The organism is Brevibacterium linens ATCC 9172 (assembly GCF_900169165.1).
Taxonomy (GTDB): Bacteria; Actinomycetota; Actinomycetes; order Actinomycetales; family Brevibacteriaceae; genus Brevibacterium; species Brevibacterium linens.
On sequence record NZ_FXYY01000017.1, the window covers coordinates 59,821 to 82,536 of the forward strand.

Below are 22,716 nucleotides of genomic sequence, written 5' to 3' on the forward strand. Positions count from 1 at the left end.
TCACGTTCTCCTCGGCGCTCATCCATGCCGGACGCGGCTATGGCTCAAAGATCATTCGTTGCCCAATTTGCCATCGGCACCTTCGCGACCCTGGTTGATCTGGTCTTCGAATTTTCCGCCGGTGGCGTTGTTGGCGGCGTCAGCAGCCTTGTCCAGGCCCTGGTCGCTGATCTCTTCACCCTTATCGCTATTCAAGGCGTCCTTGGCTTTGTTCGTAAGATCGTCGAGTCCCATGCTGTCTCCTTTCATCGGAAAAGGTTCTGAGCGAACCTCTGACGCCACTCACCTTGCCATTGTTACCGGCGTGGCAACACCCGCGCGTCGCAGTTCTCAGCGAATGCACATAAAGAATGTCGCCGAGACCGAATCATCAGCGGGTCAATGGCACGAGGAACGCCAGCACGACCAGCAGTCCGGCGAACAGCAGACAGGTGGCGATGTCAACGGTCTTCGACCGGTTCGTCCACACATCGGTCCACGGCGGCGGCATCGCCCGGAACCCGGCGAGCCCGGCGGGGACGACCGCGAGGACGACAGCACCGAGGCGGAAGTCGACGATGGAGCACGCCGCTGCCGCGGCGACGCCCAGAAGACAGCCGAGCAGCACCCAATCACGCCTGGTGGGATGCGCGTACCGCCGTTTCCAATAGATCCATCGTTTCGAGATCGGCCCTCTCCCCCGCCGTGCATGGCGGGGATGAGGCCGTTTCATCTCAGTGGAAGAAATGGCGGCTCCCGGTCAGGTACATCGTGACTCCGGCCGCCTCCGCAGCCGCGATGACCTCATCGTCGCGGATCGATCCGCCCGGCTGCACCACGGCGGTGACTCCTGCATCGATGAGGATCTGCAGACCGTCGGGGAACGGGAAGAAGGCGTCCGAGGCAGCGACCGCTCCCGTGGCGCGTTCGGCTCCGGCACGTTCGACGGCGAGTTTGGCCGAGTCGACGCGGTTGACCTGACCCATTCCCACACCCACCGAGGCACCGTCCTTGGCGAGCAGGATGGCGTTCGACTTCACGGCCCGCCCGGCCTTCCACGCGAATTCGAGATCCGCGAGGACCTCGGGTGCAGCTGCCGGACCGGCGGCCAGGGTCCAGTTCTCGGCGGAGTCTCCGTCGGCCTGGAAAGCGTCACGGTCCTGGACGAGGAATCCACCGCTGATCGGCTTGATCTCGGCTGTGGGCACATCGATGTCGCCGAGTTCGAGCAGTCGCAGATTCTTTTTCGTCGCGAGCATCTCGAGCGCCTCCGGGCTGAACGACGGAGCCGCCAGGCATTCGGTGAAGATCGGCTTGATCGAGGCGGCCAGCTCGGCGTCGACCTCCCGGTTCGTGGCGATCACACCGCCGTAGGCCGACAGCGGATCGCATTCGTGCGCGGCCTTGTGCGCCGCGGCCGCAGTCTCACCGACGGCGAGTCCGCAGGGATTCGCGTGCTTGATGATGGCCACGGCCGGCTGGTCGAAGTCGAACGCGGTACGGATCGCGGCATCGGTGTCCGTGTAGTTGTTGTACGACATCGCCTTGCCGCCGAGCAGTCTCGCCCCCGCGATTCCCACGGTTCCGTCCGAGTAGACGGCCGCCGCCTGATGCGGGTTCTCCCCGTAGCGCAGGTCGGCGATCTTCTCCCCGGTGAGACCGGCGAATGCGGCCTTCTCATCGGTGGCGAGCTCCGCGGCGAACCAGGAGGCGACCGCCGCGTCGTAGGCCGCGGTGTGGGCGAAGGCGCGGGCGGCGAAGGTGCGACGGGCGTCGATGTCGAAGCCGTGACCGGCGGCAGCGTCGAGAACGGCCGAATAGTCGGCCGGATCCGTCACGACGGTGACCGTGGGGTGGTTCTTCGCCGCCGCACGCACCATCGAAGGTCCGCCGATGTCGATCTGTTCGATGCAGTCATCGAAGCCGGCTCCGCTGGCGACGGTGTCGGCGAACGGGTAGAGGTTGACGACGACGAGGTCGAAGGGTTCGATCTCGAGTTCGGACAGCTGCTCGAGATGCTCGGGCTTGCGGGAGTCAGCGAGGATGCCGGCGTGGACGCGTGGGTGCAGGGTCTTGACCCGTCCTTCGAGGCATTCGGGGAACCCGGTGAGCTCTTCGACCTTCGTCACCGCGACTCCCGCCTCGGCGATCTTCGCAGCCGTGGATCCGGTCGACACGATCTGGACTCCGGCTGCGTGGAGGCCGCGAGCCAGCTCCTCCAGGCCGGTCTTGTCGTAGACGCTGATCAGCGCTCTCTTGATCGCACGGGTTCCTGTCACAGATCCTCCTCGAGGTTCGATCGCCGGTCGGTTCTTCGCACGGCGGGGTCAGTGGGCGGTCATCGCCGAGGCGACATATCCGCAGACATGTCGACCATCGACGACGAGGTCGGTATGGGCCAGGTGCGCGAGCAGGCGCACGAGCTCTGCGCGTTCACGGGCCTTGATGTTCTCGTGCACGGTCTCCTCGGTGTCGTCATCGCCGATGGGAACCGCGTACTGGGTGATGATCGGTCCGGTGTCGACTCCCGAATCGACGAGGTGGATGGTTCCACCGGTCAGCTTCACCCCGTGGGCGAGCGCATCGCGGACTCCGTGTGCCCCGGGAAACGATGGCAGCAGCGCCGGATGGGTGTTGATGATCCTGGATGGGAAGGCGTCGACGAAGACGGGGCCGAGGATGCGCATGAATCCGGCGGAGATCACCCAGTCCGGGGCAAGCTCGGCCACCGTGTCCTTCAGCGCCCGGTTCCATTCGTCACGGCCGGCGTAGTCCTTGGGTCGGACGACGAAGGTGGGAATCGCATGCCGTTCTGCCCGCTCCAGGACCCCGGCCGTGGTCGAGTCGGCTCCGATGGCGACGATATCGACTCCGCGGGTTCCATCGGCGAAAGCGTCGATGACGGACTGCGTGAGGGTACCGGAACCGGATGCCAGAAGAACGATGCGCACCCGCACAGTCTAACGTCTGCAGCTCGTGGACGATGCCCGACGGTCACCCTGCGGACACGGGCCGCCGAGGCATTTGTCAGTCGACTGTGAGAAACTGATCCGGTGACGTCACCGCAGAATACCGAAGAGAAGAAAGCGCCGACTCCCGAAGAGGAGGCACAGGCCGCACCCGCACGGCATGGACTGGTCCTGATACTGCTGATCCTCGCCTCGGTGCTGACGTTCACGTATCAGCTGCCGTTCAAGCTCGCCGCCATCGGCTTCGCCGTCGCCGCGGTCGTGTGGTCGGTGAAGTACATCGTCGCCGTCGTCAGAGCCAAGCAGCGCCGGAACATGTCCTTGGGCATCCTCGGCGGTCTGCTCAGCATCTATCTCATCTTCTCCACGATGTCCTCGGTCATCCTCTGGCCGGTGCAGTCGAAGTACGAAGAATGCCTGCGCGATGCGATCACCCAGCAGGCCCAGATCTCGTGTACGAGCGACTATCAGTCCGGCCTGGGCGACTGGTTCAAGCAGATCACCGGCCAAGACCTCGAACTGCCCGGCACCAACTGATCCACGGAGCCCGGCCCCGATCCTTCTGGCACCGATCCTTCTGGCGCCGGCCTTCAGCGCCGGCCTTCAACGCTGTTCCCCTCACCGCGGATGCCCTCGCCTCACGCTTGACCCCTCACCGAGGCGGCATCCCCGTCTATCGCGGTTCGTCGTCGTTGACGACGCCGTCGACCGGCTCCGGCTCGTCCTCGCCGAATGCCTCTGATCCGTCTGCCTCATCGAAGGCATCCTCGTCGTCTCCATCCTCATCGTCATCGGCGAAATCGGAGTCGACGGTGTGCAGACCGGAGAGTCTGATCAAGAGGAGTCCGGCGGCCATGCCCGCACCGATCCACCCCGTGATCGCCGGTGCCGACGTCAGTGCCGAAGGTCCGAACCCGGACAGGCCCAGTGGGCCCATGGCTCCGCGGGCGAACAGGGCGAGGACCTCGACGATGACGAACAGTATCCCGATCGCGATTCCCAGTCCGATCCACGACTGCTCGGCGATGTCGCGAGCTCGGTCGCGGCCGAGGATGACGCACAGCAGCCCGAGCAGCACTAGGAGTCCCGGTGCGGCCGCCGTCCACGCCGGATAGTCCCCGCTCAGCAGCTGCAGCACGTGCACATCGGGCACCGGAGCGGAGGTCGAGGTGAATGCCGAGCTCGTCCCGGCCCCGCCGATGCCCACTCCCGTCCCGGCAGTCCAGGACACGGCCGAGTAGACGATGCTCGGGGCGAAGAGCGCCTGGACGACGATGAGACCGATGCCGGCGGCGACCGGTGAGCTGTAGACCTGCAGAGTATCGGCGACGTCGCTCCAGCGGATCGCGATTCCGACGAGGAGCACGATCACTCCGAGGGCCGCTGCCGCCCACAGCAGACGGCGGACGAGTCGGACGGCGACGCTGAAGGTCTCATCGGCGATCGGGGACAGGCCGGGAATGTCACCGATTCCGCGGACCCGGATGAGGGCCCAGGCCACGGCCGTGAGGAGGAAGAGGACGAGCCGGAGGAATCCGAACGGCGTCACCGCGGCCTGTCCGACCAGGATCGCCAGCACCAGGAGTGGACCCGCGTAGGCCACGACGTAGGTGCCCAGAGCTGTTCCCATGAGCGCCCACCATCCGCCGAGGTCGTCCTCGCTCTCGGTCGGACTGTCCGCTGCCGTGCCACCGACCACACGTTTGGCGCCGGCCGCCACCAGGAACCACAGGCCGACAGTCACGAGACTCGGTGCGAGTGAGAAGTCGAAACCGAGGGTCGAGACACTCAGCCCTGACACCGTCGCCCACAGTGCGAATGCCCATTCGGGAATCGCCGAATAGGGCAGCTGTGAGCCGAGCCCGATGATCCAGAAGACGGTGGCGATGACGAATCCTGCGGGGACGACGATGAGATCGATCTTCGCGACTTCCATGAGGACCGCGAGGATCGTGCGCCGGTAGGGCTGAGGGTGTGGAGAAGTGTGCATCAGGACCATTTTCGCCTAACCCGTCTCGGCTTCCCGGTATTGACCACGCGATTCCCTGTTCCGGGAAGTACAATTGCGCCAGGACAGGCTTGTACACGCAAAGGATGACCCCACGATGAGCAACGGGAACGATCACCCCAATTTCCCGCCACCACCCAGCGAGCCTCCGGAGACCGGCGTACCGAAGCCTGAGTCGGAGCCGCCGACGGCCGAGGATCGTCCGGATTCGACCTCCGGCGACACCCCTTCAGCCTCCGATGGTCCGGCTCAGTCCGGCAGCGCTGCCTCAGTGCCCGATGACCAGGCACCTCCACTGGGATCCCCGACCGACGATTTGCCGTCACGTCCCACGGTCGCCCCTGCCTCTCCACAACAGAACCAGCCACCGCAGTATTCGGCTCCCGGAGCCCAGAACGATGAGTCATTCGGCCCCGGTCCGCAGGGCGGAGCGAAGGGCCCGGGCGGCTCACAGGCAGGCCCCTACCCCGGTGCCCCGTCTCCCGGTGGCCAGGCTCAGAATGGACAGGCCCCGAACAACCAGTACCAGAACCCGCAGCAGCCGAACGGGGGTTACCCCGGCGCCCAGCCGCAGGACGGCCAACAGCCAGGTGGCCAACAGCCGGGCGACCAGTACTCGAATGCGGCTTATCCGGGAGCGCAGAATCAGCCCCCGTATCCCGGTGCCCAGAACCAGCCGGGCCAGTACAACTCCGCCCAGAACCAGTCCGGGCAGTACCAGACGGGGTCTGGCCCGAATGCCCCACAGACAGGATCCGGCCCGTCCCAGGGGATACCGCAGCCGGCTCCGGCCCCGGGCTTCGCCGGCGGGCAGAGCACTGCCACCCGGGCCGAGAATCGCCCCGACAAGAAGAAGGGCAAGATGCCCCTCTTCATCACTCTCGGCGCGGTCGCACTCGTCATCATCCTCGTCCTCGTCGGGTTCTTCGTCATCGGCAGCGTGAACAAGGACAAGTACGGACCCGACAAAGTCGCCGAAGACTACGTCGAAGCCCTGAACAAGGGTGACTTCGCCGCCGCGGAGAAGATCGCACCGTCCGCACGCCCGGAAGGGACGAACCTCGACCTGCTGCAGAAGGAATTCACCGATTCCTCCTCGGCGAAGATCGAGAAGGCCAAGGTCGAATCGTCGAAGACGGACGGAGACAAGGGAACCGTCGTCGTCTCCTACGAGCTCGACGGCAGCCCCTACAATGTCGAGCTCTCCGCGACGAAGGACGGCAAGCAGGACCTGTTCTTCGACAAGTGGACGATGAAGGGCCCCGACCTCAACGTCATCTCGCTCGATATTCCCGCCGCCGACGGTCTTTCCGTCAACGGCGAGGACTACAAAGCGAAGTCGGGCACCACCTCGTTCGCCGTCTACCCCGGCAGCTATGACTTCACGATCCCGAAGAGCAAGTGGATCTCAGAGGCATCCGATACGGCCAACGTGAACTTCCCGAAGGCCTTCGCTCCCGGTGGACAGCCGAACAAGGGGCAGGTGTCCCCCACCACCCTCAACCTCAACCTGGCCCCGACCGGCGCCTTCGAAAAGGAAGTTCAGAAACAGGTCGAGAAGGAGCTCGAGAAGTGCTTCGACAACAAGAGCATCGAGCCGAAGTGCGACTTCATCAAGTACGACCCGACCGAGATTCCCGTCGGCGGTTCGGACAAGAAGCTCGATGATCTGGCGAAGAAGAACACCGCCGAGTGGGACATGAAGGAGATGCCCGAGGTGAAGGCCAGCTTCGGCACCGGAGACACGAGCACCGGCTCGTTCTATACCGACAAGCCCGGCAAGTTCAACTTCTCCGTCGACGGCAAGAGGTCCGGATCCTCGTACTTCTCCAACGGAAACTCCTTGTCGGTGTCGGGAAGCGTGAAGATCGACGGAGACAAGCTCTCGGTCGAGTTCTTCGACTTCTGATCCCCGAGTCCGCGCTCAGCCCACCACCGACCGTGTCGGCTGTGCGAGTCCGGCCGCGGCCTCGAACCAGGCGCCGGCGGCCATGACGAGGTCGTCGGCGAACCGCCGTCCGGCGATCTGCGCGCCGATGGTCCGACCGTCATCCATGTATCCGGCCAGCACCGTTGCCGCCGGCTGTTCGGACATGTTGAACGGCATGGTGAACCCGATATGGCCCATCGGTTCGTGCACCTGCGGGTACGGCATGGGCTGCTCGGCCGGGAATGCCGCATCCGGAGCCGTCGGCGAAATCACCAGGTCGAATTCGGCTGTGGCGGTGATCGTCCGACGCCGGATCTCCTGGACACTGTGATAGCAGCGCATCAGCTCGACTCCACTGGTATCGGCTCCGTCCTGCGCCCACTGTCGGATATAGGGCAGGATGAGCGTCTGTTCGTCGACGGGCAGCGCCTTGAGGTCGCCCCACGATCGCACCCGCCAGAATAGGTCCATGTCATGGAGCAGATCATCGTCGATGAACGGATCGAGCGTGACGATTTCTGCTCCGGCCGCGGAGAACCTCTCGGCCGCCTCGGTGACGGCAGAACGCACCTGCGCAGCGGCGGCGACCCCGCACCCGGCGTCGAGCTGGACACCGATGCGCAGTCCCTGCGGATCGAAGACCGCGGTCGACTCCCTGCCCGGCAGTGATTGCGCGTCATCGGCGGCCAACCGCGGCAGCCGCGAATAGTCGCGATCGTCCGGGGCGGAGATGATGTCCATGGCGGCCTTGACATCGGCCATCGTCCGCGCGAGGGGTCCTGCACACCTGCCCAGGTAGGGGGCATCGAGCGGGACTCGACCGAAGCTGGGTTTGAGTCCGGCCAGTCCGAGCCAGGTGCACGGCAGGCGGATGGACCCGCCGATGTCGGAGCCGATGTGGATGGGTCCGTATCCGGCCGCCGCTGCGGCTCCGGCGCCGGCGCTCGACCCGCCGGTCGTCAGTCTCGGGTCAAGGGGCGAGCGGGTGATTCCGTGCAGTGAGGACACACCTGACGAGAGCATTCCCCAGTCGGGCATCGTCGTCGATCCGAGGATGACGGCGCCTGCTTCTTCGAGACGCTGGGTGATCGGGGCGTCGTCGTCGGCCACCGGCATCTCCACCCAGGCGTGGCCGCTGGGCAGCGGGACGCCGCGGCGAGCGATGTTCTCCTTGATCGTCACGGGCACCCCGTCGAGGTCGCTCAGCGGGCGGCCCTCACGCCAGCGGGCGGCGCTGGCCGCGGCTGAGTTCCGGGAGCGGTCGTCGTCGCGGTGGAACAGCGCATTGATGGTCGGTTCGCAGTCGTTCATGCGGTCGACGACCGCGGAGTGCACCTCGAGCGGGTCGAAGTCTCCGCCGGCGAAACCGGCCGCCAGTTCGGCCGCATTGTGGTCGGCAAGCGTTGTGTTCACGTGCTGCCCTTTCTCTCGATGGTTCGTCGCTGCTCGCAGACGCCGGCCGCGCTATCCGGCCGCGAGCGCCTCGGCCAGGCTCGGGGTGGCGGCGATGAGGCTCCGTGTGTACTCCTCCTGCGGGTTCGCGTAGATGTCCTCCGTGGCCCCCGATTCGACGATCTGCCCGGCCTTCATGACGATGACGTCGGAGCACAGGTGTTTGACGACGCCGAGGTCGTGGGAGACGAAGAGGAGGGTCAGCGCGTACTCGTCGACGAGGTCGGTGAGCAGGTTGAGCACCTGCGCACGCACCGAGACGTCGAGGGCGGAGACCGTTTCGTCGGCGACGAGGATCTGCGGTTTGGTCACCAGTGCCCGAGCGATCGAGATGCGCTGTCTCTGCCCGCCCGAGAACTGGTGCGGGTACCGACGCAGAGAGTCCGCATCGAGGTCGACGGCGGTGATCATCTCCATGACCCGCGCGTCCCGTTCGTCCTTGTCGATACCCGCGGCGATGAGCGGTTCGGCGACGATATCGGCGATGCGCATCCGCGGATCGAGCGAAGCGAATGGGTCCTGGAACACGATCTGCAGGCGCTCGCGCAAGCGACGCAGAGCCTGAGAGCTCGCGGCTTCGACGCGGATGTCGCCGACGCGTACATGGCCGGTGGTCGGTCGGTCGAGACCGGAGAGGATGTTCAGCAGCGTCGATTTCCCCGAGCCCGACTCCCCCACGATGCCCAGCCGAGCTCCGGTCGAGACGGCGAAGTCGATTCCGCCCAGAGCGGTGACGTCCGATCGTCTGCGGCCGAAGAGACCGCGTCCGCGGAAGACCCGGGTGACGTCCGAGACGTCGATGAGCGGCGCCGATTCCCGCACCGAGGCGGTCCCATCGTCGTCCGTCACCGAGGCGGTCCCGTCCACGGAATCCCCCGGCTCCACCGGCTCTGCCGACGACGCTGCCTTGTCGAGCCGCGGACCCGAGTAGGCGAGCGCGGTCTTGAGCGTGAAGAGCCGACCGCGCTCGTCGGTGGCGTCGAGGTCCGAGGATGCCAGGAGCCCTCGCGTGTATTCGTGCTGAGGTGCGGTGAAGATTTCGTCGACGCTGCCGGTCTCGACGATGCGGCCGCGGTACATGACGATGACTCGATCACAGATTCCGGCGACGACGGCGAGGTCGTGAGTGATGAACAGCAGCCCCGCCTCGACGTCCGAGACCCTTTCGGCGATGAGGTCGAGCATCCGCTTCTGCACCGTGACGTCGAGGGCGGTGGTGGGTTCGTCACAGATGAGCAGCCGCGGCGAATTCGCCAGGGCGATCGCGAGCATGACGCGTTGCCGCTGCCCGCCCGACATCTGGTGCGGGTAGGCGAACCGGGCACTGTCCGGGTCGGGCATGTGGACGTCGCGGAGCAGATCGCGCACACGAGTCGGGATCTGAGCTCGGGGCACCTTGCCGTGGATGCGCAGCACTTCGGCGATCTGGTCGCCGATGCGCATGAGCGGGTTGAGTGCGCTCATGGGCTCTTGGAACACCATGGACACGATGTCCGACCGCATCCCGGCCAGGGTCGTCTCCTTCGCGTCGAGCAGGTTCCCGGAGTGCCCCTGCAGGTGCACCCGCCCCCGGGTGTGCAGCTCTTCGGGCAGCAGTCCCATCACGGACTGGGCGGTCAGCGACTTGCCCGAGCCGGATTCGCCGATGAGTCCGACCCGCTCCCCCGAAGCCAGGCTGAGGCTGACGTCATGGAGCACCGGCGTTTGTGTTCCGGCAGGGGTGATGGTGAGGTCGCGGACCTCGAGCAGATTCTCAGGCACCTCGAGCCTCCATCTTCGGATCGAAACGGTCGCGCAGACCGTCGCCCAAGAGGTTGAAGCCGAGGACGGCGAGCGCAATGAACACGCCCGGCCACAGCGCGAGTTCGGGGTGAGTGGACAGGTACTGCTGGGACTCCTGCAGCATCCGGCCCCACGACGGCGTCGGGGCCTGGGTGCCGAGTCCGAGGAAGGACAGCCCCGCCTCGGCGAGGACCGAGATCGCGAACGCCACTGATGCTTGGACGATGACCATTCCGGCGATGTTCGGCAGCACATGGACGACGGCGATGGCCGGGATCCGACGGTTCGACGCTCGTGCGGCGCGCACGTATTCGGTGCCCAGGACCTGCAGCGTCCCCGACCTCGCGACTCGAGCGAACCCGGGGATCGCGGCGATGCCGACGGCGACCATCGCCGGGCCCGTCCCCGGCGAGTAGACGGCGGCGAAGATGATCGCCAGCAGCAGGGCCGGGAAGGCCAGCAGGATGTCGTTGGCGCGCATGATCACCGAGTCGATCCAGATTCCCCACGGCTGCTTCGCGAAGAGGGCGGAGATGATTCCGATCGGGGTGCCGATGAGCAGGGCGATGCCGACGGCGACGACGCCGACGAGCAGCGTGATCCGCGCCCCGACCATCACCCAGGTCAGCGTGTCCCGGCCGAAGGTGTCGGTGCCGAACGGATGGGCGAGGCTGCCGTTCTGCAGCCGGGCCGCGGGGTCGATCGCGTTCGCATCGTACGGGGTCCACACGAAGGAGACGAGGGCGAGTGCGACGATGAGCACGACCAGGCCCGCACCGATGACCATCGATGCGTTCACCCGCCGCCCGCTCTTGCGGGACCGGGCGGAGCCGCCGTTCGCCGAGGCGGTCGCGGCGGCCGGGTTGAGATCGACGGGATCGGCATGGTCGCGGGGACTCTGAGCACCGGTCGGTTTCATGCGGCGTTCCTGATCCGGGGGTCGACGATGGGCACGAGGATGTCGACGATGAGGTTGATGATGAGCACGAGCAGGACGAGGGCCATGACGATGCCCTGGACCGCCACAAGGTCGCGGTTGGCCACGGCGCGGACGAGTTCGGATCCGATTCCGGGCAGCACGAAGATCTGTTCGATGATCACGGCCCCGACCAGCAGGGTCGCCAGCTGGACTCCGGCGACGGTGATGACGGGGATCGCCGCATTGCGCAGCCCGTGGACGAACAGTGCCTTCGTCCGGGTCAGTCCCTTCGCACGGGCAGTGCGGATATAGTCCTCCCGCATCACGTCGAGGACAGCCGAGCGAACATAGCGGGTGAGGATCGCCGCCTGTACGAGCGCCAGCGACACGACCGGCAGGACCAGACGAAGGAGGAAGCCGCCGAGGCCCTCGATCGGAGCCATCCACCCTTGGGACGGGAACCACCCGAGGGTCAGCGAGAAGACGATGACGAGGATGATCGCGGCCAGAAAGTTCGGGATCGCGATGCCGACCTGGCTGAGGCCTGAGATCGTCACACCGATCCAGTTGCGCTGTTCGAGAGCGGCGAAGGTGCCCAATGGCACTGCGATGACGATGGACACGGCGATGGCGGCGACGACGAGGATCGCGGTCACCTGGACGCTGCCCACGATGACGGGGGTGATCTCGGCACCGGTGACGTAGGAGGTGCCGAAGTCTCCGGTGAGCATTCCGCCCATCCAGTCGAAATACCGGATGAGCGGTGGCCGGTCGAGCCCGTACTGTGCTTCCAGCGCCGCCACCGCTTCCGGGGTGGCATTCGTTCCCAGCGCCACCTGTGCCGCGTTGCCGGGCAGCAGACTCATCAGGGCGAAGACCGCCACCGAGGCGACGAGGAGGGACAGTGCGAACTGGACCGCACGGTTGATGGCGTAGGTGAGCATCGACGTGTGCGGTCAGGCCCAGCTGAGGTCGGCGATCTTGAACGCGTCGGAGACGCGGTTGGCGGGTATTCCCTCGACGCCGGACTTGGCGATGACGAGGTTCGGGAACAGGAACAGGAAGTCCGAGGCGGCATCCTCGGTGATCGTCCTGGCGATCTCCTTCATCCCCGAGATGTATTCCTCCTCGGTGCCGGTGTCGGCCTTCTCCGCGAGCTTCGTGATCGTCGAATCGTCGTAGCCGATGTAGTAGTCCTTCGAGAACACGGTGAGGATGTCGCGTAGTTCGGCATGGTTGATCACCGACATGTCGTAATCGTGTTCGGTGAACGTCTTGTCCAACCACACGGCCGGGAATTCCTGAGTCTCGATCTTCGCCTTCAGTCCGACCTCATCGAGCTGGGCGAAGACGATTTCGGAGATCGCTTTCGCGTACGGCAGGTTCGGTACGGTGAAGGCGAACTCCTCACCATTGATCCCGGCCTCGTCGACGAGCTGCTTGGCTTTCTTCGGATCGTACTTCCACTCTCCGGTCAGGTCTTCGTAGTACGGGTCGGTCGGGGGCACCATCGAGCCGATGAGCTCGCCGTAGCCCGCCCACGCCGTGTCGAGGACCGCCTTGCGGTCGATCGCATACATCACGGCTTCACGGGCCTTCTTGTCCTTGAAGATGCCTTCGGCGTTGTTCATCGACAGCACGACTTCGCCGTTCGTGGTGCCGGAGACGATCTGATAGTCGTCGCTTTGGAACTCTCCGGCCAGTTCGGGCGCCTGGAGGTTGGAGACGAGGTCGATCTCTCCTGATTTCAGGGCGTTCGAGGCCGAGACCGCATCCTTGAAGTATTTGAACTGGACCGAGTTCAGGGACGGCTTCTCACCCCAGTAGTCGTCGCGGGCGGTGAAGTCGATGGACTGTCCGCGCGTGAATTCCTCGATCGCGAAGGGACCGGTGCCGATGGCTTCGTTCGCCAGGTCGTCGGTTCCCTCGGTGTCGAAGACGGCACCGACGAGACTGGTGAGGTTGAACAGCCAGGTGTTCGACGGCCTCTTCAGTTCGATCGTGACGGTGGAATCGTCCGGGGTCTCGATGGACTCGACGATGTCCATCTTCGACTTCAGCGCGTTCTTCCAGTCGTTCTGCACTCGTTCATAGGAGTACTTCACGTCTTCGCTGGTGAAGTCCGCACCATTGGAGAACTTCACACCCTCCTGGAGTTCGAAGGTGTAGGTTTTGCGGTCATCGGACAGGGACCAGTCCTTGGCCAGGGCAGGCTGGATCTCCCCCTCGCCGTCGAGGCGGACGAGCGATTCGTAGACGTTCTCCATCAGCGCTTCGGGAATCGCGACCCCCGAGGTGGAGGTGAAGTCGAGGTTGACCGGTTCGGCAGTGAAGGCGATCGTCATCGAGTCCTTCTGCTGCGCATCGCCTCCGCTGTCGGAGGCGCCGGCCGAACAGCCTGTGATCAGCAGGCTCGTGGCGGCCGCTGCCGCCACCCATGTCATGATGCGCGGAGTCTTCATTGTTCTCCTCTATTTCGCCGACCACGAAGAGGGTCGTTCGCCAACATTCGAGCACCGTCAGTGTATCAGAATTTCTCAGCTGGTGAGGCAGTTGCGTTCAGATGCCGAGCATCGTGGGTGAGCGATTCAGAGATTCGGCTCGTCGGCGAGAATCGCGGCCAGTGCGTCGAAGGCGAACCGGCGGTGGGAACGTGAGTTCTTCTCCTCAGCACTCATCTCGGCGGCACTGAGCTCAGAGCCTTCGGGGACGAAGATCGGGTCGTAGCCGAAGCCGTTCTCACCCTTGGGCTCGGTGGCCAGCCGTCCGGGCATGACTCCCTCGGCGGTGAACTCGCGACCGTCGGCGGTCACAGCGGCGGCCGCGCAGCGGAACTGCGCTGCGCGGTGTTCGGCTGCGATATCACCCAGCTGGGCGAGCAGGAGTTCGAGGTTCGCGCGGTCGTCGCCGTGTCGGCCGGCCCAGCGAGCGGAGAAGATCCCCGGTGCGCCGCCGAGCACGTCGACGCTGATTCCCGAGTCGTCGGCGATGGCGGTGTGTCCGGTCGCGGCGGCCGCGGCACGCGCCTTGATGAGCGCGTTCTCCGTGAACGTGACGCCGGTTTCAGCGACATCGCCGAGCCCCGCCTCGGCGGCGGTGAGCACCTGGGTATCGGTGCCGAGGACGGGCCCGAGGATGGTCAGCAGCTCTCGCTTCTTGCCCTCATTGTGAGTGGCGATCACGAACGTCGTCATCCGGCGAGCACGTCGGACTGGATGCGGGTGAGTTCGGTGCACCCGTGGCCGGCGAGGTCGAGCAGTTTGCCGAGTTCGTCGCGGTCGAACGGTGCTCCCTCGGCCGTGCCTTGGACTTCGATGAACTTTCCGGACCCGGTCATGACCACATTCATATCCGTTTCGGCTCGCGAGTCCTCGAGGTACGGCAGGTCGAGGAGGGGCTGTCCGTCGATGATGCCGACGCTCACAGCCGCCACCGAGTCGATGAGCGGCTGGTGGGCAGCAGGGATGAGCCCGGTCGATCGCCCCTTGTCGATGGCCTTCGCCAGCGCGACGTAGGCGCCGGTGATCGAGGCGGTGCGGGTGCCGCCGTCGGCCTGGAGGACGTCGCAGTCGAGAACGAGGGTGTTCTCCCCGAGCTTGTCCATGTCGATGACCGCCCGCAGGCTGCGGCCGATGAGGCGGGAGATCTCGTGAGTGCGTCCGCCCTGCTTGCCCTTGACCGACTCGCGGGTGCTGCGGGAGTCGGTGGCTCGCGGGAGCATGGCGTATTCGGCGGTGACCCAGCCGCGTCCCTGGCCCTTGAGCCACCGCGGCACGCCTTCGGTCAGCGAGGCTGCGCAGAGGACGCGGGTGTTGCCGAACTCCACGAGCGCGGACCCTTCGGCGGTGTTGATCCAGTCCGGGCTGATCCGGACGTCACGGAGTTCGTCTGCTGCACGGCCGTCTGCTCGCACTGTCTGCCTCTTTCGTCTCGATGGTGGTGTCTGCTGGTCGTCGCCGAGTCACACGGTCCAGGTGGCTCCGGGCTTCGCCAGCTCGATGGGTCCACGGTACTCCCCGGCCGCCTCACCGCGCACGATGGAGCAGTCGGTCCAGGCCGGGATGTGGGTGAGCACGAGCGCGGATGCCTCGGCGTACTGCGCCACACGTCCGGCGCGCTTGCCTGTGAGGTGGATTCCGCGTGCCGTGTCGCGGTCTTCCTGAAAAGCGGCTTCGCAGAGGAAGAGGTCCGCGCCCTTGGCCGCCTCGACGAGGTTCTCGCACTCATCGCTGTCACCGGAATACGTGATGACTTTGCCGGCTGCGTCCGTGATCCGCAGGGCGTAGGCCTCGACGGGGTGGTCGACGAGGAAGGATTCGATCGTCAGCGATCCGATCTGATGCCGACTGCCGTGGTCGATGTCGGTGAACTCGAAGGCGTGGTCGAAGTCCGAATCGTCTCCCCCGTTGGCGACCGGGGACTTGCCGGGATCCGTGTAATAGGCCCGAAAGAGGCGCTCCTTCGCGCCGGCCGGAGCGAACACCGGGGTGCGGATCGTTCCGGTGTCGGAGATGTCGCCGTTGAAGTACTTCGGGTTGAAGCAGTGTTTGACGTAGAGGCCGGTCATGTCCATGCAGTGATCCGGGTGGAGGTGGCTGAGCACGATGCCGGAGAGACGATCGGTGTCGATCGTCTCCTGCAGAGGGCTGAGCGCACCGGACCCGAGGTCGAGGATGATGCGAGTGGGTGTGTCCTCATCCGTCTCGATGAGGTAGCAGCTGGCGAGAGCGCCGCGCCCTGGGAAGGAACCTGCGGTGCCGATAGCGGTGAGTCTCATATCTCGTCATCCCCTTGCCTCTGGTCGAGCAAGGTCGTTGTCAATCGGTCCTGAATCCACGTCAGGAAGTCGTACAGGGTCAGGGTGAGGTCTTCGGACTCGGAGAGGCCCTCGCGGTGGGCGTACTTCTCCTCCTGTGCCTCCTCGGTGTCGATCTCGAGGCGCACGGCGAGGACGAGTCGCAGATCGTTGAGTCCCTTCATCCAGGCGAGCACCTCGTCGCGGGTCAGGGCGATGTCGTTGCCCTTGCTCAGTCCCAGCAGCACGATGCGCACATTGTGTGCCTTGGCCTGTTTGAGGTCGAACTCGGTGAGGCGGCGGAACTCCGCCGAACGCTCCTCGTCGTCGGGGTCGACGTCGGGCAACAGTCGCAGCAGCGCCGGATCCTCCGGACGCGGCCGGTCGACGAGTCCGAGCCGGGCTTCCCAGTTCTCCGAGTCCGGACGGTCGTCATCGCCGTCACCGTCTTCGGCCAGCAGGGCCGCGAGATCGGTGAACACGGTGAGCATGAGCGAGCGTTCGTTGTCCTGCAGGGTGAGGACGACGTCGTCCCCTCGTGCGTCGATAGCGGCCATGTGTCAGTCGGATCCTGAATCGGGTTGGCACGCGGCCCACAGGCCGTACTCGTGCATCGCTTGGGTGTCTCGTTCCATGGCTTCACGACCTCCCGTGGCAACCACGGAGCGGCCGTTCTCATGGACTTCGAGCATGAGCGAGTGGGCTTTCTCCTCGGAGTAGCCGAAGTAGGTCTGGAACACGAAACTGACATAGCTCATGAGGTTGACCGGGTCGTTGAAGACCACGGTCCTCCAGGGCTTGGCCAGGTCCTCGGCGGGTCGGACATCGACCTCCGGCTCCAGGACTGGTGTCGTTGGATTGCTCACGTTTCCACCATACGGCAGAACACTGACACTGTCGTGACGTAAGATCGCGCCTATGAGTGATCTCACACGGACCGATTCGACGGCTTTCTTCACGGATCAGTACGAATTGACGATGGTGCAGGCGGCCCTGGAATCCGGTGCCGCCCACCGCAAGAGCCTCTTCGAGGTCTTCGGCCGCAGTCTTCCCGCAGGTCGCCGCTACGGTGTCGTCGCCGGTACCGGCCGGATCCTCGAGATGATCCGCGACTTCCGCTTCGATGATGCCGAACTCTCGTTCCTCAGCAGGGAGAACATCGTCGACTCGCGCACCATCGACTGGTTGGCGGACTATCGGTTCTCCGGCAATATCCGCGGCTATGCCGAAGGGGAGATCTATTTCCCCGGCTCACCGCTGCTCACGATCGAATCGACATTCGCCGAGGGTGTCATCCTCGAGACGCTCATCCTGTCGGCGATGAACTATGACTGTGCAGTCGCCTCGGCGGCGTCCCGCATGGCTCAGGCGGCCGGCGATCGACCCTGCGCGGAGATGGGCGGGCGACGGACGAACGAGCATGCGGCCGTGGCTGCGGCTCGAGCCGCTGTCATCGGCGGTTTCGCCTCGACGTCGAACCTGGCCGCCGGCCTCCAGTACGGACTGCGCACGATCGGCACCTCGGCCCACTCGTTCACGCTCCTCCACGATTCCGAGCGAGAGGCCTTCGCCGCCCAGCTGAAGTCGCTGGGCACCGAGACGACTCTGCTCTTGGACACCTATGACGTCGAGGAGGCGCTGGCCACGGCGATCGAACTGGCCGGGCCGAACCTCGGCGGCGTGCGCATCGATTCGGGCGACCTCATCGAACAGGCCAGCGAGGTTCGTGAGAGCCTGGACCGTCTCGGTGCCCGCGACACGACGATCACCGTCACGAGCGATCTCGACGAGTACGCGATCGCTGCGCTGGCCGCCTCCCCCGTCGACTCATACGGTGTCGGCACACGAGTCGTCACCGGTTCAGGCGCCCCGGCCGCCGGGCTGGTGTACAAGCTCGTGGCCCGCGCCGATGAGGCAGGCGAGTGGACCTCGGTGGCCAAACACTCCTCCGGCAAGCCCTCACGCGGAGGACACAAAGAGGCGCTGCGCCTCATCGACGGTCCGATCGCGGTCGAGGAGGCCGTCGGCATTCCGAGCCTGCCCGATGACCTCGGTGACGGTCGTCGGCTCAGCGTCGATCTCGTCGTCGACGGTGAGGTCGATGAATCGTTCACCGGTGCGGCAGGCGTGAAGAAGGCCTGCGCCCGACATGATGAGTCGTTGGCGGAGCTGCCGCGTTCGGCCAGGCGCCTGCAGGACGGCGAGCCCGCCATCCCCACCGTGTTCTATTCAGCCTGATCCGGGCCCGGCCCACCGCGGTGCTCACTTCTTGCCGATGAACCAGCCCTGCAGCTTCTTGATCCGAGCTTGGATCTGCTCCCGTGTGGCCTGAGCGACGGCCGGTCCCCCGCATGCCTTGCGCAGCTCGACGTGGACGTTCTGGTGCGGTGTGCCGGTGCGTCTGGACCAGGCACCGACGAGGCTCTGAAGCTGGTTGCGCTCTTCCTTCATCGCGCGGTGCTCGAGTTCGCTCGTCTCCACCTCGGGTGCCGGAGGTGCCGCCGCAGTCTTGCGCTTCGCCTGCCGGGCCTGCTGAGTGCTCAGCAGCTCACGCACCTGATCGGGTTCGAGCAGACCCGGAATGCCGATGAAGTCGAGTTCGTCCTCGGAGCCGATGGCTCCGCCGGTGCCGAATTCGCCGCCATCGTAGAGGACGCGGTCGAACAGTGCCTCGGCACCGAGCGCTTCGAAGGACCCGAGTTGGTCCGACGAGGCGCCTTCGTTCCGATTCGCCTGCTCCATGGCCTGCTCGTCGAAGACGACGACATCGTTCTCGTCCTCGTTCTTCGGGCGATCGAGGGCATGGTCGCGTTCGGTCTCCATCGAGTTCGCCAGGGCCAGCAGCACGGGCACCGAGGGCAGGAACACCGAGGCGGTCTCGCCGCGTTTGCGAGCACGCACGAAGCGGCCGATCGCCTGGGCGAAGAACAGCGGCGTCGACGAGGAGGTCGCGTAGACGCCGACACACAGTCGGGGAACGTCGACGCCTTCGGAGACCATCCGCACGGCGACCATCCATCGGTCGGTGGAGTTCTGGAACTGTTCGATCCGCTCCGAGGCTCCTGCTTCGTCAGAGAGCACCACGGTCGGTTTCTCTCCGGTGATCTCGTGCAGCCGTTTGGCGTAGGCTCGGGCGGCCTCCTGGTCTGTGGCGATGACGAGTCCGCCGGCATCGTGGACGGTGCGCCGGACTTCCGTCAGTCGGATATCGGCGGCCTTGAGGACCGCCGGGATCCAGTCGCCCTTCGGATCGAGTGCCGTGCGCCAGGCCTGCGAGTTGATGTCCTTCGTCGTCTCCTCGCCGAGGACGTGCGACATCTCGTCGCCGGCCTTGGTCCGCCAGCTCATGGCGCCGGCGTAGGCGAGGAAGAGGACGGGGCGGACGACGGAGTCCTTGAGCGCACGACCGTAGCCGTAGGAGTAGTCCGCCACCGAGGTGCGGATGCCGTTCTCGTCGGGAGCGTAGGTGACGAACGGGATCGGTGAGGTGTCCGACCGGAACGGGGTTCCGGTCAGGGACAGTCGACGGACCGCGGGGCCGAAGGCCTCTCGCACGGCATCGCCCCACGACAGGGCGTCACCTCCGTGGTGGACCTCGTCGAGGATGACCAGGGTGCGGCCGGCGGCCGTCCGGTTGTGGTGGAGAACGGGTTTGGCCGCCACCTGCGCATAGGTCAGAGCCACTCCGTGGTACCCGGGGGCGTGTTTGCCCTGGGAGTTCTTGAAGTGCGGGTCGAGTTTGATGCCCACACGTGCCGCCGAATCGGCCCACTGCACCTTGAGGTGTTCGGTGGGAGCGACGACTGTGACCCTGTTGACGACTCTTTGGGCCAGCAGTTCGGCAGCCAGGCGCAGAGCGAAGGTGGTCTTACCGGCCCCGGGGGTCGCGACGGCGAGGAAGTCCTTGGGCTGCTTCTGGAAGTAGAGTTCGAGAGCCTCCGCCTGCCAGGCACGTAGCTTTCCGGCCGTTCCCCACGCTGCGCGCTCGGGGAATGCCGGTGGAAGCTGTTCTGCTGCGGAGGTCCCTGGTGCTGATGGGAGACGATCCGCGGACATCTACTCCTGCGGTCCTTCGGACATCGTCTCGTAGATCTCTTTGCACTTGGGGCAGATCGGGAACCGCTCGGGGTCGCGCGTGGGGACCCACACCTTCCCGCACAAGGCGATCAGCGGAGTCCCGGTCACAATGGACTCCATGATCTTGTCCTTGGGCGCGTAGTGGCTGAAGCGCTCGTGGTCGCCGGGCTCGACTAGCTGCTCGGACTGCTCGCGCTCGATCGTTGCTGAACCGCCTGAAGCTGGAATGGTCATGGCTCCATTGTAGTTCCCTAGAATGAGTGTCATGGACCAGGCCTACGACGATTCCCTCACAGAACGCTACCGCGAACTCAGCGATGACATCGCCGCGGCGGTCGCCGTGGTCTCTGCCACCCGCGGCAGTGCCCTGCATGCGATCACCGTCGATTCGTTTCTCGACGTGTCGTACGATCCCCCGACGATGGCGGTGAGCGTCTATTCCGGCTCACGGATGATGGAGACCCTGGAGACGAGTTCTCACTTCGCCATCTCGCTGCTCAATTCCGACCAGCGAGACATCTCTGAACGCTTGGGAGCTTCGGGCCAGCCGCTGTACGGGTCGCTCAAAGGCATTGACACCTTTCCCGCCCCGCAGGCCGGGCAGCCGGTACTCACCGAGGCGATCGCCTGGTTCGAACTCGAACTCACCGAGGTGCTCGAGGTCGCCACGCACAACCTCGTCGTCGGTGAGGTGGTCTCCATGGGTGCGGGCACGAATGCGGGAACATCCCGTCCCCTGCTGCGCTGGCGCAAAGGCTACGGGACGATCGGGAAACGCTGAGCGGGCCGAGCGACGGGACATACACCCGCCGGCGAGTCCTTGGCCCTCTGACAGAACTGGAGCTGTTCGGTCCGACTGCGCGCGGCAGATACGACACAGGCCCTGCTCAGCACCATCGTGCTTCGCTTGGAAGCGCAACCGTCCTGGGCAGGGCCTGTCTTGTGGTTCAGTCGATCAGACGACTCCCTGAGCGAGCATCGCTTCGGAGACACGGATGAAGCCTGCGATATTGGCGCCGGCGACGTAGTCTCCGGGCGAACCGAATTCATCGGCAGCGGCGGCGCAGCTGTCGTGGACATCGCCCATGATCTCGGCCAGGCGCGCCTCGGTGAAGTCGAAGTCCCACGAGTCGCGGCTGGCGTTCTGCTGCATTTCGAGCGCACTGGTCGCGACACCGCCGGCGTTTGCGGCCTTGCCGGGGGCGAAGAGGACGCCGGCCTCGGAGAAGATCTTCACGGCTTCCGGTGTGCAGGGCATGTTCGCGCCTTCGGCGAGGGCGATGACTCCGTTCTTGACCAGAGTCGCAGCCGAGTCTCCGTCGAGCTCGTTCTGAGTCGCACATGGCAGTGCGACGTCGACCTCGATGTCCCAGACATTGCCGCCCTCGTGGTAGGTCGCGCGTCCCCCGCGCTGCTCCACGTATTCCGAGATGCGTCCGCGCTCTTCGAACTTGATGCGCTTGACGAGTGCCGTGTCGATGCCATCCGGATCGTGGATGAAGCCGGCCGAGTCGGACATCGTGATGACCGTGCCGCCGAAGGCCGTGACCTTCTCTGCTGCGAACACCGCGACATTTCCGGATCCGGAGATCGAGACTGTGCGACCGTCGATGTTCTTCTTCGCAGCCGCCAGCATGTCCTTGAGGAAGTACACGACGCCGAAGCCGGTGGCTTCGGTGCGGACCATGGAACCGCCGTAGGACAGTCCCTTGCCGGTGAGCACACCTGCCTCGTAGGAGTTCGTCATCCGCTTGTACTGGCCGAAGAGGTAGCCGATCTCCCGACCGCCGACGCCGATGTCGCCTGCGGGCACATCGCGGCATTCACCGATGTGACGGTACAGCTCGGTCATGAACGACTGGCAGAACCGCATGACTTCACGGTCGCTGCGGCCCTTCGGATCGAAGTCAGATCCGCCTTTGCCGCCGCCGATGGGCAGGCCTGTGATGGCGTTCTTGAAGATCTGCTCGAAGCCGAGGAATTTGACGATGCCGAGGTTCACCGAAGGGTGGAACCGCAGTCCACCCTTGTACGGGCCGAGTGCCGAGTTGAACTGCACACGGAAGGCGCGGTTGATCTGCACGACTCCGGAGTCATCGATCCAAGGGACCCGGAAGATGATCTGGCGTTCGGGCTCGCACAGCCGCTCGAGCGCTGAGAGTTCGAGGTATTCGGGGTGTTTGTCCACGACGGGGCCCAGGGAATAGAGAACTTCCTGTACCGCTTGGTGAAACTCCGACTCTCCAGGATTACGCTGGAGCACCGTGTCGAAGATTGGCTGCAGTGATGGATGTAGACTCATGCGCACAAACCTACCGTGACCCGCATAACAACAATCCGAGCGACCAGATAATGGACAGCGTTGTCCGGTCACTTCAAGTGGGATATAAGTCATCCTCGCAGTTCCAGGGCCATCGAACAGGAAAGAATGGAAACAAGTCACATGGACATCTCGGAGATCTGGCCGCCGTTCGCACTTCATCTGCGATCAGATGGTATGGAGCTCTCGCCCGTACAAGAGGCCGATATTCCGGAGCTCGCACAGATCGCGCGAGGCGGAGTGAGACGCGATGGAATCGAAGCCTTCCCCTATTGCTACCTGGCGGGGGCCCAGCAACCCCGCGCGAGGTTGCGGGGCCCCCGCCAGGTAGCAATAAGCACGGACAACACACCCCGATCGTGAATACAGTGATGGCCCCGCCCAAACACTGGACGAGGCCATCACCTTAAAAAACATTGCGGCAGTCACTTACTCTCCCACAACCACCAAGTTGCAGTACCATCAGCGCGAATGGGCTTAGCTAC

Annotated in this window: 22 protein-coding genes; 4 read left to right on the plus strand and 18 right to left on the minus strand. The window is 65.1% G+C overall.

Annotated features, from left to right (window positions below; translation table 11 throughout):
* Window positions 1-51: 51 nt before the first annotated feature.
* From BLIN9172_RS12775 to purN, 4 genes are all read right to left on the minus strand, one after another.
* A complete protein-coding gene (locus BLIN9172_RS12775) occupies window positions 52-234 on the minus strand; it encodes an Rv0909 family putative TA system antitoxin (protein WP_025779915.1) in 183 nt (60 codons plus the stop codon).
* Between the two features lie 136 nt (window positions 235-370).
* Window positions 371-607 (minus strand): DUF3017 domain-containing protein, encoded by a 237-nt coding sequence (locus tag BLIN9172_RS12780; RefSeq protein WP_240812112.1) that lies wholly within the window; start codon window positions 605-607, stop codon window positions 371-373.
* A 106-nt stretch (window positions 608-713) separates the two neighbouring features.
* Window positions 714-2,258 carry a bifunctional phosphoribosylaminoimidazolecarboxamide formyltransferase/IMP cyclohydrolase gene (gene purH, locus BLIN9172_RS12785; protein WP_101555414.1) on the minus strand — a complete coding sequence of 515 codons (1,545 nt, stop codon included), beginning with the start codon at window positions 2,256-2,258 and terminating at the stop codon, window positions 714-716.
* 48 nt (window positions 2,259-2,306) lie between these two features.
* The gene (gene purN, locus BLIN9172_RS12790; protein WP_101555415.1) at window positions 2,307-2,930 is read right to left on the minus strand and encodes a phosphoribosylglycinamide formyltransferase; all 624 of its coding nucleotides are present in this window, start codon (window positions 2,928-2,930) and stop codon (window positions 2,307-2,309) included.
* A gap of 102 nt (window positions 2,931-3,032) precedes the next feature.
* On the opposite strand from purN, the gene BLIN9172_RS12795 reads away from it, so the two are divergent.
* Window positions 3,033-3,485 carry a hypothetical protein gene (locus BLIN9172_RS12795; RefSeq protein ID WP_025779906.1) on the plus strand — a complete coding sequence of 151 codons (453 nt, stop codon included), beginning with the start codon at window positions 3,033-3,035 and terminating at the stop codon, window positions 3,483-3,485.
* Between the two features lie 136 nt (window positions 3,486-3,621).
* On the opposite strand, the gene BLIN9172_RS12800 is transcribed toward BLIN9172_RS12795, so the two are convergent.
* A complete protein-coding gene (locus BLIN9172_RS12800; protein ID WP_145997962.1) occupies window positions 3,622-4,938 on the minus strand; it encodes a cell division protein PerM in 1,317 nt (438 codons plus the stop codon).
* 115 nt (window positions 4,939-5,053) lie between these two features.
* On the opposite strand from BLIN9172_RS12800, the gene BLIN9172_RS12805 reads away from it, so the two are divergent.
* Window positions 5,054-6,865 (plus strand): hypothetical protein, encoded by a 1,812-nt coding sequence (locus BLIN9172_RS12805; RefSeq protein WP_101555417.1) that lies wholly within the window; start codon window positions 5,054-5,056, stop codon window positions 6,863-6,865.
* A 15-nt stretch (window positions 6,866-6,880) separates the two neighbouring features.
* Here BLIN9172_RS12805 and BLIN9172_RS12810 read toward each other — a convergent pair whose 3' ends face one another.
* The 10 genes from BLIN9172_RS12810 to clpS all read right to left on the minus strand — a co-directional run bounded on the left by BLIN9172_RS12810 (window position 6,881) and on the right by clpS (window position 16,700).
* On the minus strand, window positions 6,881-8,299 hold the full coding sequence (locus BLIN9172_RS12810) for an amidase (protein WP_101555418.1): 1,419 nt from the start codon (window positions 8,297-8,299) through the stop codon (window positions 6,881-6,883).
* 51 nt (window positions 8,300-8,350) lie between these two features.
* Entirely contained in the window at window positions 8,351-10,099 is a 1,749-nt protein-coding gene (locus BLIN9172_RS12815; protein ID WP_101555419.1) for a dipeptide ABC transporter ATP-binding protein, read from the minus strand.
* Complete coding sequence (locus BLIN9172_RS12820; RefSeq protein WP_101555420.1) at window positions 10,092-11,039, minus strand: ABC transporter permease; 948 nt, start codon at window positions 11,037-11,039, stop codon at window positions 10,092-10,094. The genes BLIN9172_RS12815 and BLIN9172_RS12820 overlap by 8 nt, the downstream gene beginning before the upstream one ends.
* Window positions 11,036-11,983, minus strand: coding sequence for an ABC transporter permease (locus tag BLIN9172_RS12825; RefSeq protein ID WP_101555421.1), 948 nt, complete (start codon window positions 11,981-11,983; stop codon window positions 11,036-11,038). Before BLIN9172_RS12825 ends, BLIN9172_RS12820 begins: the two co-directional genes overlap by 4 nt.
* Before the next feature lie 12 nt (window positions 11,984-11,995).
* On the minus strand, window positions 11,996-13,501 hold the full coding sequence (locus BLIN9172_RS12830) for an ABC transporter substrate-binding protein (protein WP_101555422.1): 1,506 nt from the start codon (window positions 13,499-13,501) through the stop codon (window positions 11,996-11,998).
* 126 nt (window positions 13,502-13,627) lie between these two features.
* Window positions 13,628-14,233: an RdgB/HAM1 family non-canonical purine NTP pyrophosphatase gene (rdgB, locus tag BLIN9172_RS12835; RefSeq protein ID WP_101555423.1), complete on the minus strand. Its 606-nt coding sequence runs from the start codon at window positions 14,231-14,233 to the stop codon at window positions 13,628-13,630.
* Window positions 14,230-14,952: a ribonuclease PH gene (gene rph / locus BLIN9172_RS12840; protein ID WP_101555424.1), complete on the minus strand. Its 723-nt coding sequence runs from the start codon at window positions 14,950-14,952 to the stop codon at window positions 14,230-14,232. The genes rdgB and rph overlap by 4 nt, the downstream gene beginning before the upstream one ends.
* A gap of 48 nt (window positions 14,953-15,000) precedes the next feature.
* Complete coding sequence (locus BLIN9172_RS12845; RefSeq protein ID WP_101555425.1) at window positions 15,001-15,816, minus strand: MBL fold metallo-hydrolase; 816 nt, start codon at window positions 15,814-15,816, stop codon at window positions 15,001-15,003.
* Window positions 15,813-16,391: a DUF2017 family protein gene (locus BLIN9172_RS12850; protein WP_101555426.1), complete on the minus strand. Its 579-nt coding sequence runs from the start codon at window positions 16,389-16,391 to the stop codon at window positions 15,813-15,815. Before BLIN9172_RS12850 ends, BLIN9172_RS12845 begins: the two co-directional genes overlap by 4 nt.
* Before the next feature lie 3 nt (window positions 16,392-16,394).
* Window positions 16,395-16,700, minus strand: coding sequence for an ATP-dependent Clp protease adapter ClpS (clpS, locus tag BLIN9172_RS12855; RefSeq protein ID WP_025779886.1), 306 nt, complete (start codon window positions 16,698-16,700; stop codon window positions 16,395-16,397).
* Window positions 16,701-16,752: 52 nt separating this feature from the next.
* Between clpS and BLIN9172_RS12860 the strand changes: the two genes are divergently transcribed.
* Window positions 16,753-18,072, plus strand: a complete 1,320-nt coding sequence (locus BLIN9172_RS12860) for a nicotinate phosphoribosyltransferase (protein WP_025779884.1) — start codon at window positions 16,753-16,755, stop codon at window positions 18,070-18,072.
* 24 nt (window positions 18,073-18,096) lie between these two features.
* Here the strand turns inward: BLIN9172_RS12860 and BLIN9172_RS12865 are convergent, their stop codons facing one another.
* Window positions 18,097-19,890: a DEAD/DEAH box helicase gene (locus BLIN9172_RS12865; RefSeq protein WP_101555427.1), complete on the minus strand. Its 1,794-nt coding sequence runs from the start codon at window positions 19,888-19,890 to the stop codon at window positions 18,097-18,099.
* Entirely contained in the window at window positions 19,891-20,145 is a 255-nt protein-coding gene (locus tag BLIN9172_RS12870) for a DUF3039 domain-containing protein (protein ID WP_101555428.1), read from the minus strand.
* A 31-nt stretch (window positions 20,146-20,176) separates the two neighbouring features.
* Here BLIN9172_RS12870 and BLIN9172_RS12875 point away from each other — a divergent pair, with 31 nt between their 5' ends.
* The gene (locus BLIN9172_RS12875) at window positions 20,177-20,692 is read left to right on the plus strand and encodes a flavin reductase family protein (RefSeq protein WP_025779878.1); all 516 of its coding nucleotides are present in this window, start codon (window positions 20,177-20,179) and stop codon (window positions 20,690-20,692) included.
* Window positions 20,693-20,866: 174 nt separating this feature from the next.
* Here BLIN9172_RS12875 and gdhA read toward each other — a convergent pair whose 3' ends face one another.
* Complete coding sequence (gene gdhA / locus BLIN9172_RS12880) at window positions 20,867-22,213, minus strand: NADP-specific glutamate dehydrogenase (protein ID WP_101555429.1); 1,347 nt, start codon at window positions 22,211-22,213, stop codon at window positions 20,867-20,869.
* Between the last annotated feature and the right edge of the window lie 503 nt (window positions 22,214-22,716).

Coding starts and splice junctions, on each gene's coding strand:
- BLIN9172_RS12825 (WP_101555421.1), bottom strand. CDS start 11,983: ATGCTCACCTACGCCATCAACCGTGCGGTCCAGTTCGCACTGTCCCTC.
- BLIN9172_RS12775 (WP_025779915.1), bottom strand. CDS start 234: ATGGGACTCGACGATCTTACGAACAAAGCCAAGGACGCCTTGAATAGC.
- BLIN9172_RS12820 (WP_101555420.1), bottom strand. CDS start 11,039: ATGAAACCGACCGGTGCTCAGAGTCCCCGCGACCATGCCGATCCCGTC.
- BLIN9172_RS12865 (WP_101555427.1), bottom strand. CDS start 19,890: ATGTCCGCGGATCGTCTCCCATCAGCACCAGGGACCTCCGCAGCAGAA.
- BLIN9172_RS12850 (WP_101555426.1), bottom strand. CDS start 16,391: ATGGCCGCTATCGACGCACGAGGGGACGACGTCGTCCTCACCCTGCAG.
- gdhA (WP_101555429.1), bottom strand. CDS start 22,213: ATGAGTCTACATCCATCACTGCAGCCAATCTTCGACACGGTGCTCCAG.
- BLIN9172_RS12830 (WP_101555422.1), bottom strand. CDS start 13,501: ATGAAGACTCCGCGCATCATGACATGGGTGGCGGCAGCGGCCGCCACG.
- BLIN9172_RS12860 (WP_025779884.1), top strand. CDS start 16,753: ATGAGTGATCTCACACGGACCGATTCGACGGCTTTCTTCACGGATCAG.
- rdgB (WP_101555423.1), bottom strand. CDS start 14,233: ATGACGACGTTCGTGATCGCCACTCACAATGAGGGCAAGAAGCGAGAG.
- BLIN9172_RS12800 (WP_145997962.1), bottom strand. CDS start 4,938: ATGCACACTTCTCCACACCCTCAGCCCTACCGGCGCACGATCCTCGCG.
- BLIN9172_RS12845 (WP_101555425.1), bottom strand. CDS start 15,816: ATGAGACTCACCGCTATCGGCACCGCAGGTTCCTTCCCAGGGCGCGGC.
- BLIN9172_RS12875 (WP_025779878.1), top strand. CDS start 20,177: ATGGACCAGGCCTACGACGATTCCCTCACAGAACGCTACCGCGAACTC.
- BLIN9172_RS12870 (WP_101555428.1), bottom strand. CDS start 20,145: ATGACCATTCCAGCTTCAGGCGGTTCAGCAACGATCGAGCGCGAGCAG.
- BLIN9172_RS12805 (WP_101555417.1), top strand. CDS start 5,054: ATGAGCAACGGGAACGATCACCCCAATTTCCCGCCACCACCCAGCGAG.